The sequence below is a fragment of the Pseudoduganella sp. GW821-FHT12E03 genome (assembly GCF_058807115.1).
On the sequence record NZ_JBXAQJ010000013.1, the window covers coordinates 138,361 to 154,332 of the forward strand.

The 15,972-nt window shown below is 61.1% G+C and carries 14 protein-coding genes; 4 read left to right on the forward strand and 10 right to left on the reverse strand.

What is annotated here, in order from left to right; all coding sequences use genetic code 11:
* Nucleotides 1–43: 43 nt before the first annotated feature.
* The 4 genes from glmM to AC1RRC_RS28145 all read right to left on the reverse strand — a co-directional run bounded on the left by glmM (nucleotide 44) and on the right by AC1RRC_RS28145 (nucleotide 5,163).
* The gene (gene glmM, locus AC1RRC_RS28130; protein WP_493058948.1) at nucleotides 44–1,393 is read right to left on the reverse strand and encodes a phosphoglucosamine mutase; all 1,350 of its coding nucleotides are present in this window, start codon (nucleotides 1,391–1,393) and stop codon (nucleotides 44–46) included.
* Nucleotides 1,394–1,434: 41 nt separating this feature from the next.
* Nucleotides 1,435–2,265 (reverse strand): dihydropteroate synthase, encoded by an 831-nt coding sequence (gene folP, locus AC1RRC_RS28135; protein WP_493058949.1) that lies wholly within the window; start codon nucleotides 2,263–2,265, stop codon nucleotides 1,435–1,437.
* A gap of 140 nt (nucleotides 2,266–2,405) precedes the next feature.
* The gene (gene ftsH / locus AC1RRC_RS28140) at nucleotides 2,406–4,289 is read right to left on the reverse strand and encodes an ATP-dependent zinc metalloprotease FtsH (protein WP_493058950.1); all 1,884 of its coding nucleotides are present in this window, start codon (nucleotides 4,287–4,289) and stop codon (nucleotides 2,406–2,408) included.
* Nucleotides 4,290–4,521: 232 nt separating this feature from the next.
* Nucleotides 4,522–5,163 (reverse strand): RlmE family RNA methyltransferase, encoded by a 642-nt coding sequence (locus AC1RRC_RS28145; protein WP_493058951.1) that lies wholly within the window; start codon nucleotides 5,161–5,163, stop codon nucleotides 4,522–4,524.
* Between the two features lie 43 nt (nucleotides 5,164–5,206).
* On the opposite strand from AC1RRC_RS28145, the gene AC1RRC_RS28150 reads away from it, so the two are divergent.
* Entirely contained in the window at nucleotides 5,207–5,674 is a 468-nt protein-coding gene (locus AC1RRC_RS28150) for a YhbY family RNA-binding protein (protein WP_493058952.1), read from the forward strand.
* A 49-nt stretch (nucleotides 5,675–5,723) separates the two neighbouring features.
* On the opposite strand, the gene AC1RRC_RS28155 is transcribed toward AC1RRC_RS28150, so the two are convergent.
* The 4 genes from AC1RRC_RS28155 to carA form a co-directional block, all read right to left on the reverse strand.
* On the reverse strand, nucleotides 5,724–6,179 hold the full coding sequence (locus AC1RRC_RS28155; protein WP_493058954.1) for a DUF4149 domain-containing protein: 456 nt from the start codon (nucleotides 6,177–6,179) through the stop codon (nucleotides 5,724–5,726).
* Entirely contained in the window at nucleotides 6,179–6,655 is a 477-nt protein-coding gene (gene greA / locus AC1RRC_RS28160; protein WP_493058955.1) for a transcription elongation factor GreA, read from the reverse strand. Before greA ends, AC1RRC_RS28155 begins: the two co-directional genes overlap by 1 nt.
* Before the next feature lie 99 nt (nucleotides 6,656–6,754).
* Nucleotides 6,755–9,973 carry a carbamoyl-phosphate synthase large subunit gene (gene carB / locus AC1RRC_RS28165; RefSeq protein WP_493058956.1) on the reverse strand — a complete coding sequence of 1,073 codons (3,219 nt, stop codon included), beginning with the start codon at nucleotides 9,971–9,973 and terminating at the stop codon, nucleotides 6,755–6,757.
* Entirely contained in the window at nucleotides 9,974–11,137 is a 1,164-nt protein-coding gene (carA, locus tag AC1RRC_RS28170; RefSeq protein ID WP_493058957.1) for a glutamine-hydrolyzing carbamoyl-phosphate synthase small subunit, read from the reverse strand.
* Between the two features lie 351 nt (nucleotides 11,138–11,488).
* Between carA and AC1RRC_RS28175 the strand changes: the two genes are divergently transcribed.
* From AC1RRC_RS28175 to AC1RRC_RS28185, 3 genes are all read left to right on the forward strand, one after another.
* The gene (locus AC1RRC_RS28175; RefSeq protein WP_493058958.1) at nucleotides 11,489–12,460 is read left to right on the forward strand and encodes a sensor histidine kinase; all 972 of its coding nucleotides are present in this window, start codon (nucleotides 11,489–11,491) and stop codon (nucleotides 12,458–12,460) included.
* Between the two features lie 79 nt (nucleotides 12,461–12,539).
* Complete coding sequence (locus tag AC1RRC_RS28180; protein WP_493058959.1) at nucleotides 12,540–12,956, forward strand: hypothetical protein; 417 nt, start codon at nucleotides 12,540–12,542, stop codon at nucleotides 12,954–12,956.
* Nucleotides 12,956–14,431, forward strand: a complete 1,476-nt coding sequence (locus AC1RRC_RS28185) for an ATPase domain-containing protein (RefSeq protein ID WP_493058960.1) — start codon at nucleotides 12,956–12,958, stop codon at nucleotides 14,429–14,431. The genes AC1RRC_RS28180 and AC1RRC_RS28185 overlap by 1 nt, the downstream gene beginning before the upstream one ends.
* Here the strand turns inward: AC1RRC_RS28185 and AC1RRC_RS28190 are convergent.
* On the reverse strand, nucleotides 14,428–14,835 hold the full coding sequence (locus tag AC1RRC_RS28190; protein ID WP_154376995.1) for a GlcG/HbpS family heme-binding protein: 408 nt from the start codon (nucleotides 14,833–14,835) through the stop codon (nucleotides 14,428–14,430). The two genes, AC1RRC_RS28185 and AC1RRC_RS28190, sit on opposite strands and share 4 nt — an antisense overlap.
* A 121-nt stretch (nucleotides 14,836–14,956) precedes the next feature.
* A complete protein-coding gene (locus tag AC1RRC_RS28195) occupies nucleotides 14,957–15,949 on the reverse strand; it encodes a patatin-like phospholipase family protein (protein WP_493058962.1) in 993 nt (330 codons plus the stop codon).
* Nucleotides 15,950–15,972 lie beyond the last annotated feature (23 nt).

Here is a 15,972-nt window from a genome sequence, read left to right on the forward strand (position 1 = left end):
GCAGCCGGCATCCGGCGTCAATCCGGATGCCGCCGAAATTCCATTACGCGGCCAAACGGGCTTCGACTTTATCGGCAATACGGCGCGCATAGGCCGCGGCCGCCTCCGGATCGCGCGCTTCCACCATCACACGGATCAGCGGTTCCGTACCGGAAGCACGGATCAATACGCGGCCCGTATCCCCCAGTTCACGTTCCACGGCTTCTTTTTCCGCCACCACGTCAGGATTCGATTGCCAATTAAATCCGGATTGCACGCGCACATTAATCAACGTTTGCGGGAACAATACCAGCTCCGCCGCGCATTGCTCCAGTGATTGTCCGCTGCGCTTCAGTGCCGACAATACTTGCAATGCGGAGATAATACCGTCGCCAGTCGTATGCTTATCGGTTGCCAATAAGTGGCCGGAACCTTCGCCACCCAAAATCCAGCCTTTTTCCTGCATGACTTCCAGCACATAACGGTCGCCGACTTTAGCGCGGGCAAAACCGATGCCTTTTTCTTTAAAGGCCACTTCCAGTGCCATATTCGTCATTAATGTACCCACCGCACCCGCCACCGGGCCCGTTGCGCAGCGATCCATCACCATGACATACAGTAATTCATCGCCATTATATAAACGGCCTTTGGCATCGCACATAATCAGACGGTCGGCATCGCCATCCAGTGCGATCCCCAAATCAGCGCCCTTTTCCACCACGGTGGCGGCCAAGGCGGCCGGGGCGGTCGCGCCAAATCCGGCATTGATATTAAAACCGTCCGGTTTATTGCCGATCGCAATGACTTCGGCGCCCAATTCATGGAACACGTGCGGCGCAATGTTATAAGCGGCGCCATGGGCGCAATCGACCACGATTTTCAAGCCGCGCAAATCCAGCGCGCTCGGGAAGGTGCTCTTGCAGAATTCAATATACCGGCCTTGTGCATCTTCCAGCCGCTTGGCGCGGCCCAGCTTGCTCGATTCCACGCAATCCATTGGCAAATCCAGCTGTGCCTCGATATCGAGTTCGACGGAATCCGGCAATTTCGTGCCGTGTTCGGAAAAGAATTTAATGCCGTTATCTTCGTAAGGATTATGCGAAGCGGAAATCACAACACCGGCTTGCAAGCGCAAGGCACGGGTCAAATAAGCAATGGCCGGTGTCGGCATCGGGCCGGCCAGCATCACATCCACGCCGGCGGCGGCAAACCCCGCTTCCAGCGCGGCTTCCAGCATATAGCCGGAAATACGGGTGTCTTTACCAATCAGCACGGTCGAGCGTGCCGCGCCGCCCAGGTTCTTGACCAGCACTTTGCCAGCCGCATAGCCAAGGCGCATCACGAAATCCGGGGTAATCGGCGAAACACCCACCAGGCCGCGTACGCCATCGGTGCCAAAATATTTACGTGCCATGTCTGTTCTCTAATGTTCTATGAATTCGATGAATTCGATGGTTAATGTGATGCCTGCCAAACCTTCAGTGCATCGACTGTCTCTGCCACGTCATGCACCCGGACGATCCTGGCGCCCTGCGCAACGGCCGCCAGGGCGCCGCCCAAGCTGCCTGCCATGCGTTGTTCCACCGGCTTGCCGGTCACCGCGCCAACCATCGACTTGCGCGACAGGCCGGCCAGCAACGGCACCCCGAGTTCTTCCACCAAACGGCGCGTGGACTTAATCAAAGCATAATTATGCTCGACCGTCTTGCCAAAGCCAAATCCGGGATCGATCCACAGGCGCTCACGGGCAATGCCGGCGTCTGTCAGTGCTGCAATGCGTTCTCGCAGGAAATTAATGACTTCCTGCACGACATCGGTGTACTCCGGCTGCTGCTGCATCGTGGCAGGTTCGCCGCGCATGTGCATGATACACAACGCGCAATCACTGTCGCGCACGGCTTCAATCGCGCCCTCGGCGCGGAAGCCGTTGATGTCGTTGATCATGTCGACCCCGGCGATCACGGCTTCGCGCATGACTGCCGGCTTATAGGTATCGACGGAAATCGCCGCACCACAGTCGCGCAGCGCATAGACCACCGGCATCACCCGCCGCAACTCTTCCGCCAGCGGCACCGCCGGCGAACCCGGGCGGGTGGATTCACCGCCAATGTCGATGATGTCCACGCCCTGCTCCATCATGAGCTCGGCATGGGCGATGGCGCCTTCCAGTGCGGCATGCTGGCCGCCATCGGAAAACGAATCCGGTGTGACGTTCAGGATGCCCATCACCAGGGCGCCCGCCGGATGCACGGGCAAGTTGAAACGGCCGAAGGGAATAGTTTTCATATATGGAAGATGCCCGGCCTAAAGGCCCGGCACCTGTTGCTAAAACTGAAGATGCCCGGCCTGAAGGCCCGGCACCCATTGCGGAAATTAAAAAAAGGGCGGGGATCACTCCCCGCCCTCGTCAATGCTTTATCAATAAATTATGCCGGGGCTGCCGCGTTGGGCGAGACGCCAGGGCCGTCGCCACTGTTGGGCTGCTTGCGCAAAGTCACGCCGGCTTTCGGTGGGCGCGGCTCGATGCCGGCCATGATGTCGTTGATCTGGTCCGCATCGATGGTTTCCCATTCCAGCAAGGCCTTGGTCATGACTTCCACCTTGTCGCGGTTTTCTTCCAGCAACTTACGGGCCAGCGCATACTGCGAATCCAGGATGTTGCGGATTTCCGCATCGACTTTTTGCTGCGTCGCTTCGGAAATGGTCTTGTTGGTGCCGCCCAGGAAACCTTCGTTCTGCGTATCTTCGTACACCATGACACCCAGCGCATCCGACATGCCGAAGCGGGTCACCATCGAGCGGGCCAGCTTGGTGGCGCGCGAAAAGTCATTCGAGGCGCCGGTCGACATCTGGCCGACGAAGATTTCTTCCGCAATACGGCCACCGAACAGGATGGAAATCTCTTCCAGCATCTTGTCCTTGTAACCCGAGATATTGTCGTGTTCAGGCAATTGCCAGGTCAGGCCCAATGCCCAGCCGCGCGGCATGATGGTGACTTTGTGCACCGGATCGGCCTTCGGCAACAGCTTCGCCACCACCGCGTGGCCCGATTCGTGGTACGCGGTGTTGCGGCGCTCTTCTTCGCGGATCACCATGGACTTGCGTTCAGGGCCCATGAAGATCTTGTCTTTCGCATCTTCGAAGTCTTGCATGTCCACCAGGCGCTTGGAACGGCGCGCGGCAAACAGGGCGGCTTCGTTGACCAGGTTGGCCAGGTCCGCACCGGAGAAGCCCGGCGTGCCACGGGCCAGGATATCGGCCTTGACGTCGGTGCCGATCGGCACTTTGCGCATGTGCACATTCAGGATTTGCTCGCGGCCACGGATGTCCGGCAAGCCAACCGAGACCTGGCGGTCGAAGCGGCCCGGACGCAGCAGCGCCTTGTCCAGCACGTCGGCGCGGTTGGTGGCGGCAATCACGATCACGCCGGACGAGGCTTCAAAGCCGTCCATTTCCACCAGCAACTGGTTCAGGGTCTGTTCACGCTCATCATTGCCGCCGCCCATGCCGGCGCCGCGATGGCGGCCGACCGCGTCGATCTCGTCGATGAAGATGATGCACGGCGAATGCTTCTTGGCGTTTTCAAACATGTCACGCACGCGGGATGCGCCCACGCCGACAAACATTTCCACGAAATCCGAACCGGAAATCGAGAAGAACGGCACTTTGGCTTCGCCGGCAATGGCGCGGGCCAGCAAGGTTTTACCGGTGCCCGGCGGGCCCACCATCAGCACGCCACGCGGGATGCGGCCGCCCAGTTTCTGGAATTTCGTCGGATCGCGCAGGAAGTCGACGATTTCCGTCACTTCTTCTTTCGCTTCATCGCAACCGGCCACGTCGGCGAAAGTCACGGTATTGTTGGTTTCATCGAGCATGCGCGCCTTCGACTTGCCGAAGGAGAATGCGCCGCCCTTGCCGCCACCCTGCATCTGGCGCATGAAGAAAATCCACACGCCGATCAACAGCAGCATCGGGAACCACGACACGAACACCTGTTGCAGGAACGATGGCTCTTCCGGCGGTTTCACGTCGAAATGAATGCCATTCTCGCGCAGGTCGCCAATCAGGCCACGGTCGAGGTAAGTGGTATTGGCGCGGACTTTGGAGCCGTCTTCCTTGGTGGCGGTCAGCGTGCTGCCTTCAATGACGACGTCCTTGATGCGTTTGGATTTGACTTCGTCCAGCAAATCGGAATAAGCAATGGTCTTGGAACCGCCCGCCACGCCATGATTCTCGAATTGCTTAAACAACATGAACAATAGCAGGGCAACGACGACCCAAATGGCTGATTTGGAAAACATGTTATTCACAAAAACTCCTTCAATGCTGTCCGCGTATAACAGACCAATAGCTGGACTTCCGATTTTACTCGCAATAAGCCTGCCTTGCCATAAACAGCGCCCAAGTGTGCCGTTATGGTCGGGATTCATCGCGATCGCACCCGGAACAATGACTTTTATGCCAGTCCGTGCGGCAAAAACCGATCCCGGAATGGTCCGGGAGAGCCCTCTCCGGGCCGATGTGTGGCCCTTTTATCAAATATCAAGGGGCCGGATGCTTCAATCCGCGTCCCAGCAAAAATATTTCTGACGATTTGTCGCGGCTGGCCTTGGGTTTCTTTTGCGTGACGGTCTTGAATTCAGCGCGGAATTTCTCAACGATCTGGGAAAAACCCATGTCCTTGAAACATTTCACCAGCAGCGCCCCGCCCGGCTTCATGTGCAATTGCGCGAATTCCAGCGCGATATCAATCAAGTCTTCCATGCGCGCCGCGTCGGCGGTGGCGATGCCGGACAGGTTCGGCGCCATATCGGACAGGACCACGTCGGCTTTGCGCCCCTGCAGCACTTCCGCCAGCCGGTCCAGCACTTCCTGTTCACGGAAGTCGCCCTGAATGTAATGCATATCGGCAATCGGCTCCATCGGCAGGATGTCAAGGCCGATGATGGTGCCGTTGATGCCGTTGCCGGCCGCCAACTTGCGCCGCGTGTACTGCCCCCAGCTGCCGGGCGTGCAGCCCAGGTCGACAATGATCTGGCCCGGTTTGATCAATTTCTCATCTTCGTCAATCTCTTTGAGCTTGTAGGCCGCACGGGCACGGTAGCCATCTTTCTGGGCCGCTTTCACGTATGGATCGTTAATATGGTCATGCAACCAGTTTTTGTTTAATTTGTTCTTAGCCATTCGCGTAGAATACTGCCTTTAGAGAACTACCGAAAAAAACATTATGATCAATCTCACACCCGTTGAACGCGCCGCGCTGCGCGCCGAAGCCCATGGGCTGAAGCCTGTCGTCATGATCGGCGAATCGGGCCTGACCCCGGCCGTCATGAAAGAAATCGAGCTGGGCCTGGACTCGCACGGCCTGATCAAGGTACGCGTGTTCGGCGACGACCGCGAAGCCCGCGCTGGCATGTACGACACCATTTGCGCCGAGCTCGATGCCGCGCCCGTACAGCACATCGGCAAGCTGCTGGTCCTGTACCGTCCAAAGAAAGAAGCGGAAAAAGAACGCTCCGGCAAAGCCGGCAAAGGCATGCGCATGGTCACCATCGTCAAACCTTCCGCCAGCGGCACCAAAAAGCCATCCGTCAGCAAGGTTTTGTTGAAAGGCAATGAGCGCGTCACCGAAGGCGGCACCATCAAGCGCGCCAAAGTGCGTCAAAAGAGTACGAAAAAAGCATCGCTGGCGTGAGCCCAGTAACGAAACCGGGGCATGCCCCGGTTTTTTTATACCTGCGCTGTTAAACCTGCCGGATCACCAGCCACCCCGCCAGCACGCTCTGCACCAGGTAAATCACGCTGGAGATGCCGTGCAGCATGCCAAAGCGGCTTTTTGCCGCGGATTCCATCACGCCGCCCGGCCCGGCCGCGACTTTTAATTCCGCCATCATCGGCTGCAGGCCAAAGTGGCTGACCACCGTGCACAGCGCCATGCCTGCCACCAGCGCCAGCACCGTGCGCCGGCGCGCCGGCGTCCAGTCCGGGGTCGCGCGCCACAACAGCAAGACCATGGCCAGTGCACAGCCCAGCGACAGCATGGCCATGGAATGGAACATGCTGCCGGCAATCGACCCGGCCAGCACCCGGTCAGACAGCGTGGCAAACAGGGTCGGCGCCACCAGGTAGCCGACTGCCCACAGGCTGCCGGCCCACAGGGCAGCCACCAGCAGGCGGGTCTTGGCCAGGATGGCCGGCATCAAATGTAGCGTACTTCCAGGATTTCATATTCGCGCGGGCCGGACGGGGCCTGCACTTCCACCACGTCGCCGGCGTATTTGCCGATCAGGGCGCGGGCAATCGGCGACGTCACGGAAACTTTGCTCAGTTTCAAGTCCGCTTCGTCGAGGCCGACGATTTGATAGCTGACTTTCTGGCCGTTTTCCAGGTCTTCCAGGTCCACGGTCGAGGCGAACACCACGCGGCCTTCCGCGTCGAGGGTGGTCGGGTCGATAATTTGTGCTGCGCTCAGCTTGCCTTCCAGTTCCGCGATACGGCCTTCCACGAATGCCTGGCGTTCCTTGGCGGCATCATACTCGGCGTTTTCCGACAAGTCGCCGTGCGAACGCGCTTCGGCAATCGCGTCAATGACAATGCGGCGCTCCTTGGTCTTCAACTGGTGCAACTCCTCCTTCAGGAGTTCGGCGCCGAATTTAGTCAGTGGAACTGAGGTCATATTTGTCTCTCTAGAATACAAAAAAGCACAGAGCCCGCGCCAAGCAACAGCGCGGGCTCCGTCATGTGTGCGGCGCGTCCTGCTGCGCCGCCGAAAGTCTTAGTTTAAAGACTTATGCAGACCTTGTAAATCGTACACACGCAACTCATCCAGGTGACGGATACCGGCAACCGCCGCTTCCGCACCCGCGATCGTGGTGTAGGTGGTCACGCGGGCCGCCAGCGACGAGGTACGGATGTTGCGGGAGTCGGTAATCGCCGAACGCTTTTCTTCCACCGTGTTGATCACCAGGGCGATCTCGTGGTTTTTGATCATGTCGACAATGTGCGGACGGCCTTCGGACATCTTGTTGACCGCGGTAACCGGGATGCCGGCAGCGGAAATCACCGCCGCAGTACCCTTGGTCGCCACCAGCGAGAAGCCGGCATCGACCAGGTCGCGCGCCACTTTCACGGCGCGCGGCTTGTCGGAGGCTTTCACGGACAGGAACACCTTGCCGGTCTTCGGCAGTTTCACGCCGGCGCCCAGCTGCGACTTGACGAACGCTTCCGCGAAGGTAACGCCCACGCCCATCACTTCACCGGTCGATTTCATTTCAGGGCCCAGGATGGTGTCCACGCCCGGGAATTTCACGAACGGGAACACGGCTTCCTTGACGCTGTAATACGGCGGCACGACTTCCTTGGTGATGCCCTGCTGCGCCAGCGTCTGGCCGGCCATGCAGCGCGCGGCGATCTTCGCCAGTTGCAGGCCGGTGGCTTTCGACACGAATGGCACGGTGCGCGATGCGCGCGGATTCACTTCCAGCACGTAGACGACATCCTTGCCATCGACCTTCTGGATCGCGAACTGCACGTTCATCAGGCCCACCACGTTCAGGCCCTTGGCCATCAGCGCGGTCTGGCGCTTCAGTTCATCGATGGTTTCCTGCGACAGCGAATACGGCGGCAGCGAGCAGGCCGAATCGCCCGAGTGCACGCCGGCCTGTTCGATGTGTTCCATCACGCCGCCGATGAAGGTGGCTTCGCCGTCCGAGATGCAGTCCACGTCGCACTCGATGGCGTCGTTCAGGAAGCGGTCCAGCAGCACCGGCGAATCGTGCGATACCTTGACGGCTTCGCGCATGTAGCGTTCCAGGTCGCGCTGCTCGTGCACGATTTCCATCGCGCGGCCGCCCAATACGTACGAAGGACGCACCACCAGCGGGTAGCCGATTTCCTGCGCCAGGCGCAGGGCTTCTTCTTCGGTGCGCGCGGTGCGGTTCGGCGGCTGGCGCAGGTCCAGGTCTTGCAGCAGTTTCTGGAAGCGCTCGCGGTCTTCCGCGGCATCGATCATGTCCGGCGAGGTGCCGATGATCGGCACGCCGTTCGCTTCCAGGTCCAGCGCGAGTTTCAACGGGGTCTGGCCGCCGTACTGCACGATCACGCCGACCGGTTTTTCCAGTTCAACGATTTCCAGCACGTCTTCCAGCGTCAAGGACTCGAAATACAGGCGGTCCGAGGTATCGTAGTCGGTCGACACGGTTTCCGGGTTGCAGTTGACCATGATGGTCTCGTAGCCGTCTTCGCGCATCGCCAGCGCGGCATGCACGCAGCAATAGTCGAATTCGATACCCTGGCCGATACGGTTCGGGCCACCGCCCAGCACCATGATTTTCTTCTTGTCGGTCGGGTTCGATTCGCACTCTTCGTCGTACGTCGAGTACATGTACGCGGTGTTGGTCGAGAACTCGGCGGCGCAGGTATCGACGCGCTTGTATACCGGGCGGATGCCCAGTTCGCGGCGCTTGTTGCGGATTTCCGTGTCGGTGGTTTGCAGCAGGTAGCCCAGGCGGCGGTCCGAGAAACCCTTTTGCTTCAGCTTGTACAGGGTGTTCTTGTCCAGGTTGTCCAGCTTCTGGGTGTCGAGCCACAGTTCCAGGTCGACGATCTCCTTGATCTGGATCAGGAACCATGGGTCGATGTGGGTCAGCGCGTGCACTTCTTCCAGCGTGAAGCCCTGGGCGAACGCGTCGCCCACGTACCAGATCCGCTCGGGACCCGGCTCGCCCAGTTCCACTTCCAGCGTTTCGCGGTCGATGGTTTTCTGGTTCAAGCCGTCAACGCCGACTTCCAGGCCGCGCAGGGCTTTCTGGAACGATTCCTGGAACGTGCGGCCCATGGCCATCACTTCGCCGACGGATTTCATCTGCGTGGTCAGGCGGTTGTCGGCGGTCGGGAATTTCTCGAACGCGAAACGCGGCACCTTGGTAACCACATAGTCGATCGATGGTTCAAACGACGCAGGGGTCGCGCCGCCGGTGATTTCGTTGCGCAGCTCGTCCAGGGTGAAGCCGACCGCCAGTTTCGCGGCGACCTTGGCGATCGGGAAGCCGGTGGCTTTCGACGCCAGCGCCGACGAACGGGACACGCGCGGGTTCATTTCAATGACGATCATGCGGCCGTCGGCCGGGTTGATCGAGAACTGCACGTTGGAGCCGCCGGTGTCGACACCGATCTCGCGCAAGACCGCCAGACTGGCGTTGCGCATGATCTGGTATTCCTTGTCGGTCAGCGTCTGCGCCGGCGCCACGGTGATCGAGTCGCCGGTGTGCACGCCCATCGGGTCCAGGTTTTCAATCGAGCACACGATGATGCAGTTGTCCGCCTTGTCGCGCACCACTTCCATCTCGTACTCTTTCCAGCCGATCAGCGATTCTTCGATCAGCAGTTCCGAGGTCGGCGACGCTTCCAGGCCGCGTTTGCAGATGGTTTCGAATTCTTCTTCGTTGTACGCGATACCGCCGCCGGTGCCACCCATCGTAAACGATGGACGGATAATCATCGGGAAGCCGATTTCGCGCTGCACGCCCCACGCTTCATCCATGGTGTGGGCCACGCCGGAACGGGCCGAACCCAGGCCGATCTTGGTCATCGCATCCTTGAACTTGGAGCGGTCCTCGGCCTTGTCGATGGCTTCCGGCGTGGCGCCGATCAGTTCCACCTTGTACTTGTCCAGCACGCCGTGGCGGTGCAGGTCGAGCGCGCAGTTCAGCGCGGTCTGGCCGCCCATGGTCGGCAGGATCGCGTCCGGCTTTTCCTTGTCGATGATGCGCTCGACGACTTGCCAGGTGATCGGCTCGATGTAGGTGACATCGGCCATTTCCGGGTCGGTCATGATGGTCGCCGGGTTCGAGTTGACCAGGATGACCTTGTACCCCTCTTCGCGCAGGGCTTTGCAGGCCTGGGCGCCGGAGTAGTCGAATTCGCACGCCTGGCCGATAACAATCGGGCCGGCGCCAATGATCAGGATACTTTTAATGTCTGTACGTTTTGGCATTTATTTCTTCTCCGCTGCTTCCATCGACGTGATGAAGCGGTCAAACAGGTAGGCGACGTCGGTCGGGCCGGGCGAGGCTTCAGGGTGGCCCTGGAAGCAGAACGCCGGGGTGTCGGTGCGGGCAAAGCCCTGCAGCGAGCCATCGAACAGCGATACGTGGGTTACACGGCAGTTGGCCGGCAGGGTCTCGACGTCCACCGCGAAACCGTGGTTTTGCGACGTGATCATGACTTTCTTGCTATCCAGGTCTTGCACCGGGTGGTTGGCGCCGTGGTGGCCGAATTTCATTTTCAGGGTCTTCGCGCCGGACGCCAGCGCCAGGATCTGGTGGCCCAGGCAAATGCCGAACACCGGCAGTTTTTTCGCCAGGAACACTTTGGTGGCGGCAATCGCGTAATCGCACGGCTCCGGATCGCCGGGACCGTTCGACAGGAACACGCCGTCCGGGTTCAGGGCCAGCACTTCCTCGGCGGTGGTTTGCGCCGGCACCACGGTGACTTTGCAGCCGCGCTCGGCCAGCATGCGCAAGATGTTGCGCTTGACGCCGAAATCGTAGGCGACCACGTGGAATTTAGGGTCAACCACTTTGCCATAGCCTTCGCCCAGCTTCCACTCGGACTCGGTCCATTCGTAAGCGGCTTTGGTGGTCACGACTTTGGCCAGGTCCATGCCGGTCAGGCCGGGAAACGAACGGGCCAGTTCCAGCGCCTGCGCCACGGATGGCTCATTGCCCTGGGTGCCGGTCACCACGGCGCCGGACTGGGCGCCCTTCTCGCGCAGGATACGGGTCAGCTTGCGGGTGTCGATACCGGCGATGGCGACGATGTTTTCGGCCTTCAGGTAATCCGACAGCGACTGGGTGGAACGGAAGTTCGAGGCCAGCAGCGGCAAATCACGAATGATCAGGCCGGCGGCGTGGACTTTGGTGGATTCGACATCTTCAGGGTTGATGCCGTAGTTGCCGATATGGGGATACGTCAGGGTGACGATCTGGCGGCTGTAGCTTGGATCGGTAAGGATTTCCTGGTAACCGGTGATCGACGTATTGAAAACTACTTCACCCGTCGTATGACCGGCGGCGCCGATGGAAAAACCTTTGAAAATAGTTCCGTCAGCAAGAGCCAGAATGGCTGGGACGGCTGGGCCAGAAAAAAATGGCGGCAAGGGCAACTCCTGAAAAAGTTACCGTAGCGGCGCCACGTCAGACGACCTGCATTTACCCCGGCGTAATCGAATACAACCGCGGGCTTGCGGATCAGATGAGAATGGGTGTGTGAGGTAGGCGCTACGGTCGATGTGTAATTGGCTAAACCTTTGAATTATAACCCAAAGCAAGCCTGCCGGCAATGGCGGAGACCCCGTCGAAGCGGGTCGTGATAGCCTGCGCCAGCGCTGCGCCGGCCATACCCGTTACAAATGCAATAATATTAGCCAGGAACCAGCGTATTCTATGAGATGCAGAAGCCTGCCCACACGTCGCAGGCAGGCCACTCCTGCCGTTGCAGGATGCCCCTTTTGAATAATCCCACCCCTCCCGGCACCTCGCTTGCCATGCCAGCCCTGGTGGCCGATCCAGTGACCGCGCTCTATACCGTGCATGCGGAGGAAATCGCCTCCCTGCGCGGCACGATCGACGAGCTGTTGCTACTGGCGCGCCAGCAAGACCTGGAAAAGCAGCAGTTGCTCGATGCACTGGCGAAGCAACTGCCGCGCCTGCGCGAAGCCAACGAACACCTGGTGCTGTCCACCTTCGGCGCGCAAGACTTGCTGGCGGAAGCCCAGAGCGCCAGCCGCAGGCAATCCGAATTCATGTCGATGCTGGCGCATGAGCTGCGCGCGCCGTTGCAGCCGGTGACGATCGCCAACGGCATGATCGGACTGCTGGGTGACATCCATCCCGAGCTGCCGCGCCTGACAGCCGTGATCCAGCGCCAGCTGCGCCACATGGCGCGGCTGGTCGACGACCTGCTCGACATCGGCCGCATCCGGACCGGCAAAATGACGGTCGACCCGTGCCACACCACGCTGGCGGAAATCCTGGACAATGCGCTGGAAACCACCCGCCCCCTGTTCGACCAGCGCAGCCAGTCGCTCCACACCACACTGCCGGCCGCGCCGGTCGCCATGATGGGCGACGTGGTGCGCCTGGTCCAGGCCCTCACCAATCTGCTCGTCAACGCCAGCAAATTTACCCCGGACGGTGGCGCGGTGACCATCAGCGCCGAACTGCGCGGGGCGATGGTCGACATCCACGTGGCGGACAACGGCGCCGGCATCGCGCCGGCCCAGCAAGCCCACGTGTTCGACCTGTTCGCCCAGGGCGACGCGCCACAGGCGTCCCGACTGAGCGGACTGGGGATCGGACTGGCGCTGGTGCGCGCCATTGCCGAGATCCACGGCGGCACCGCCAGTGTCGAGAGCGCCGGCGTCGGCCAGGGCAGCCGGTTCACCATCAGCCTGCCGTTCCTGGCGGAGCCAACCTGCTGACGGAAAGCCGGTCGATGATGGTGCTATACTCGCGCCTCGCCGCCCCCCTCCCGCAGCTGGACTGCAGAGAAAAGTAATCATGGTCACCAGCACAGAACAGCGGCACCAATTGATCGCCAGGGCCATCTTGCCTGGCCCGGCTGACGCCGGCGTGGCCGCCATCAGCGCGCAACGCTGGCACCAACTGGCCGGGCAATTGTGCCCGATCATCGGCGACGGCGGCTTCATGGCGCTCTACCTGCGCAGCCTGCACGTCGCACGCAACCACTACACCTGGCTGCCACAGCACGACACCATACCAGCCAGCGCGGCCTTCGCGGCGCTCGACCAGGCGTTGCGGGAATGCCCCGCCGACGCCGGCAGCGCCAGCACGGCCCTGCTGTGCACCTTTATCGACACCCTTATCTTACTCATAGGCGAACTCTTAACCACCAGCATCCTGCGCGAAGCCTGGGGCGATGACGTTGAGAACCATGCTGGAACGGAGCTTCCTTAATGAACAAAGTACACATACAGCGCCTGCCGACCGGCGTACCAGGGCTGGACAACCTGCTGGGCGGCGGCGTGCCCGAATTCTCGTTCAACCTGCTGGCCGGCACCCCGGGCAGCGGCAAGACCACGCTGGCCCACCAGATCATGTTTTCGCTGGCCACGCCGCAGCGCCGCGCCCTGTTCTTCACCGTGCTGGGCGAGCCGCCACTGAAAATGCTGCGCTACCAGCAACAGTTCCCATTCTTCGACATCGCCAAGCTGAACCAGTCAGTCAAATTCGTCAACCTGGCGGCAGACTTGCTGGAAGGCGATTTCGAGCGCGTGCTGGCGCGTATCGCCGCTGAAGTGGCGGCATTCGAGCCGGGCCTGGTGTTTGTCGACTCGTTCCGCTCGGTGGCCCAGTCGGCCCGGGCCATGGACAGCGGCACCGCCGGCCTGCAACACTTTGTGCAGCAGCTCGGCATGCAAATGACCAGTTGGCTGGCGACCACGTTCCTGATCGGCGAATACCTGACCCCCGAGGCGGAATCGAGCCCCATCTTCACCGTGGCCGATGGCATCCTGTGGCTGTCGCAGCAAGTCCAGCGCGACGCCATGGTGCGTAAGATCCAGGTGGTCAAAATGCGCGGGCAGGCGCAGTCGCTGGGCGTGCACACCTTCCGCATCAGCGGCCAGGGCGTGGAAATCTTCCCGCGCGCGGTCTTGCAGGTCGACAGCGCGCAGTGCATCTCCATCAGCGACGGTGCCCGCCTGTCGACCGGGGTGCCGGTGCTGGACCAGATGCTGGGCGGCGGCCTGCCTTCCGCCTATTCCATGCTGCTGGTGGGGCCATCCGGTTCCGGCAAGACCGTGCTGGCCACGCAATTTCTGGCCGATGGCGCACGCAACGGGGAGCCGGGCGTGATCGCCGCGTTTGAAAAGAGTCCCAACCAGTTGCTCAGCCGCCAACTGAACGAACTGGTCGCCAACGGTCTGGTCGGTGTGGTCAATACCCGCACGCTGGACCTGTCGATCGATGAAATCCTGCATGACCTGGTGGCGATGATCACCCGCATGCAAGCCAAACGGCTGGTGATCGATTCACTGTCCGGATTTGAACTGTCGCTGGCGCCGATCTTCCGCGACGACTTCCGCGAATCGCTGTACCGCCTGATCGCGGTCCTGACCGGCATGGGCGTGACCGTGCTGATGACGGCCGAGCTGGAAGACCGCTACACGGCGCTCAGCTTCAGCTCCCACGGCAACGCCTTCCTGGCGGACGCCATCGTGATGCAGCGCTACGTGGAACTCGATGGCTGCCTGCGGCGCGTGATCGCCGTGGTAAAAGTACGCGCCAGCGAGCACAGCAAGGAAATCCGCCTGTTCGAGATCGACAGCAACGGACTGAGCATTGGCCCGGCGCTGGCCGGCTACCAGGGTATCCTGGCAGGCCAGCCGACCCGCGGCGCGGGACCGGGCCGGCCGGACGCCGTGTTTTAAACGCCCAGGGCCGCGATGCCGGCCTTGGCGATTTGCGCATCTTCGTTCGATTTCACGCCCGACACACCCACCGCGCCCACCACGTGGCCATCGACGATGATCGGCACGCCGCCTTCGAGCATGCCTTCGACGCCCGGGGCCGACAGGAACGACACGCGGCCATTGTTGATCATCTCTTCGTAGATGCGCGATTCGCGGCGGCCCAGGGCTGCCGTGCGCGCCTTGGAAGGGGCAATCACCGACGACATGGGCGCCGCGCCATCCAGGCGCTGGAACCACAGCGGATGGCCGCCGTCATCGACGATGGAAAACGCGACCGCCCACTTGTTGGCCACCGCTTCGGCTTCGGCGGCAGCGGCGATTTTCTTCACATCTTCGAGGGTCAGCATTGGTTTGGTTTGCATGGCAGTTCCTGTGCGTTGTAATGGTTGGATGCGGACGGCAACCGCCCCTGCGGTTACCGCGAACTAGCGAAAGCAGGCTTACTGCCTTCGTAGTGCTATGAGCTTGGACGACAGTCCGGCTTTACTGCTCGCGCAGCGCCTTCAGCTTGGACTTTATCTGCGCCATCACCGCATTGGTGGCGCGCTCACCGGCCAGAATGGCCTTACTGCGATTGCCGAAATCATTGCCCGCCATCTTGCCCAACGGCGGCTGGATCACGATATCGGCTTCCTTCAATTCATACTGGTTGATGCGCTGGCCCATGATGGCAAACGTCTGCATGATCACTTCGAGCGAACTGATCGCCGCCTGCGCCTCGGTCTGGGTTGAAATATTGACGGCGATGATGAAGTCGGCGCCCATGTCGCGCGTGAACTTCACCGGCACCGGCGCCACCAGGCCGCCATCGACATAGGTATGGCTGCCGATCACGACTGGCTGGAACACGCCCGGCACCGACGAACTCGCACGCACCGCCATCCCGGTATTGCCACGCTGAAACAGGATCGGCTGGCCGTTCTTTAAGTCCGTCGCGACGGCGCCAAAGGAAATCTTGAGTTTTTCAATCGGGCGGAAATTGACGGTCTTGTTGACGTAGGTTTGCAGCGCTTCGCCTTTCAGCACGCCGGACGATTTGCCGAACAGCGGCATGGCCCAGTCGGAAATCGCCGCCTCGTCCATGTCATGCGCGATTTTTTGCAGGCTGGCGGCCGAATGGCCGGCCGCGTACAGGGCGCCCACCACACTGCCGGCGGACGTGCCGACCACGATGTCGGGCACGATGCCCTGCGCTTCGAGCGCCTTGATCACGCCGATGTGGGCAAAGCCACGGGCGGCGCCACCGCCCAGCGCGAGGCCGATCTTGATTTTACGGGGAATGGGCGCCACCGCGACCGGCGCGCCAGGGTCAACCGTGGCGGCATTGGGGGCGCCGGGATTGGCGACCGGCGTGGTGACGGCCGGGGTGCCGCTGCCCGCGGGCGTCGCTGGTGGCGACGTGTGCGGGCCGGTTGTGGCACAGCCGCCCAGCGCCAGAGCGGCCAGGACGGCAATTAACTTGTGTTTCAGGGACATAGGACAATCATCGCGGGGTTGAG

Coding starts and splice junctions, on each gene's coding strand:
- glmM (WP_493058948.1), bottom strand. CDS start 1,393: ATGGCACGTAAATATTTTGGCACCGATGGCGTACGCGGCCTGGTGGGT.
- folP (WP_493058949.1), bottom strand. CDS start 2,265: ATGAAAACTATTCCCTTCGGCCGTTTCAACTTGCCCGTGCATCCGGCG.
- AC1RRC_RS28145 (WP_493058951.1), bottom strand. CDS start 5,163: ATGGCTAAGAACAAATTAAACAAAAACTGGTTGCATGACCATATTAAC.
- AC1RRC_RS28150 (WP_493058952.1), top strand. CDS start 5,207: ATGATCAATCTCACACCCGTTGAACGCGCCGCGCTGCGCGCCGAAGCC.
- AC1RRC_RS28155 (WP_493058954.1), bottom strand. CDS start 6,179: ATGCCGGCCATCCTGGCCAAGACCCGCCTGCTGGTGGCTGCCCTGTGG.
- greA (WP_493058955.1), bottom strand. CDS start 6,655: ATGACCTCAGTTCCACTGACTAAATTCGGCGCCGAACTCCTGAAGGAG.
- carB (WP_493058956.1), bottom strand. CDS start 9,973: ATGCCAAAACGTACAGACATTAAAAGTATCCTGATCATTGGCGCCGGC.
- AC1RRC_RS28180 (WP_493058959.1), top strand. CDS start 12,540: ATGGTCACCAGCACAGAACAGCGGCACCAATTGATCGCCAGGGCCATC.
- AC1RRC_RS28185 (WP_493058960.1), top strand. CDS start 12,956: ATGAACAAAGTACACATACAGCGCCTGCCGACCGGCGTACCAGGGCTG.
- AC1RRC_RS28190 (WP_154376995.1), bottom strand. CDS start 14,835: ATGCAAACCAAACCAATGCTGACCCTCGAAGATGTGAAGAAAATCGCC.
- AC1RRC_RS28195 (WP_493058962.1), bottom strand. CDS start 15,949: ATGTCCCTGAAACACAAGTTAATTGCCGTCCTGGCCGCTCTGGCGCTG.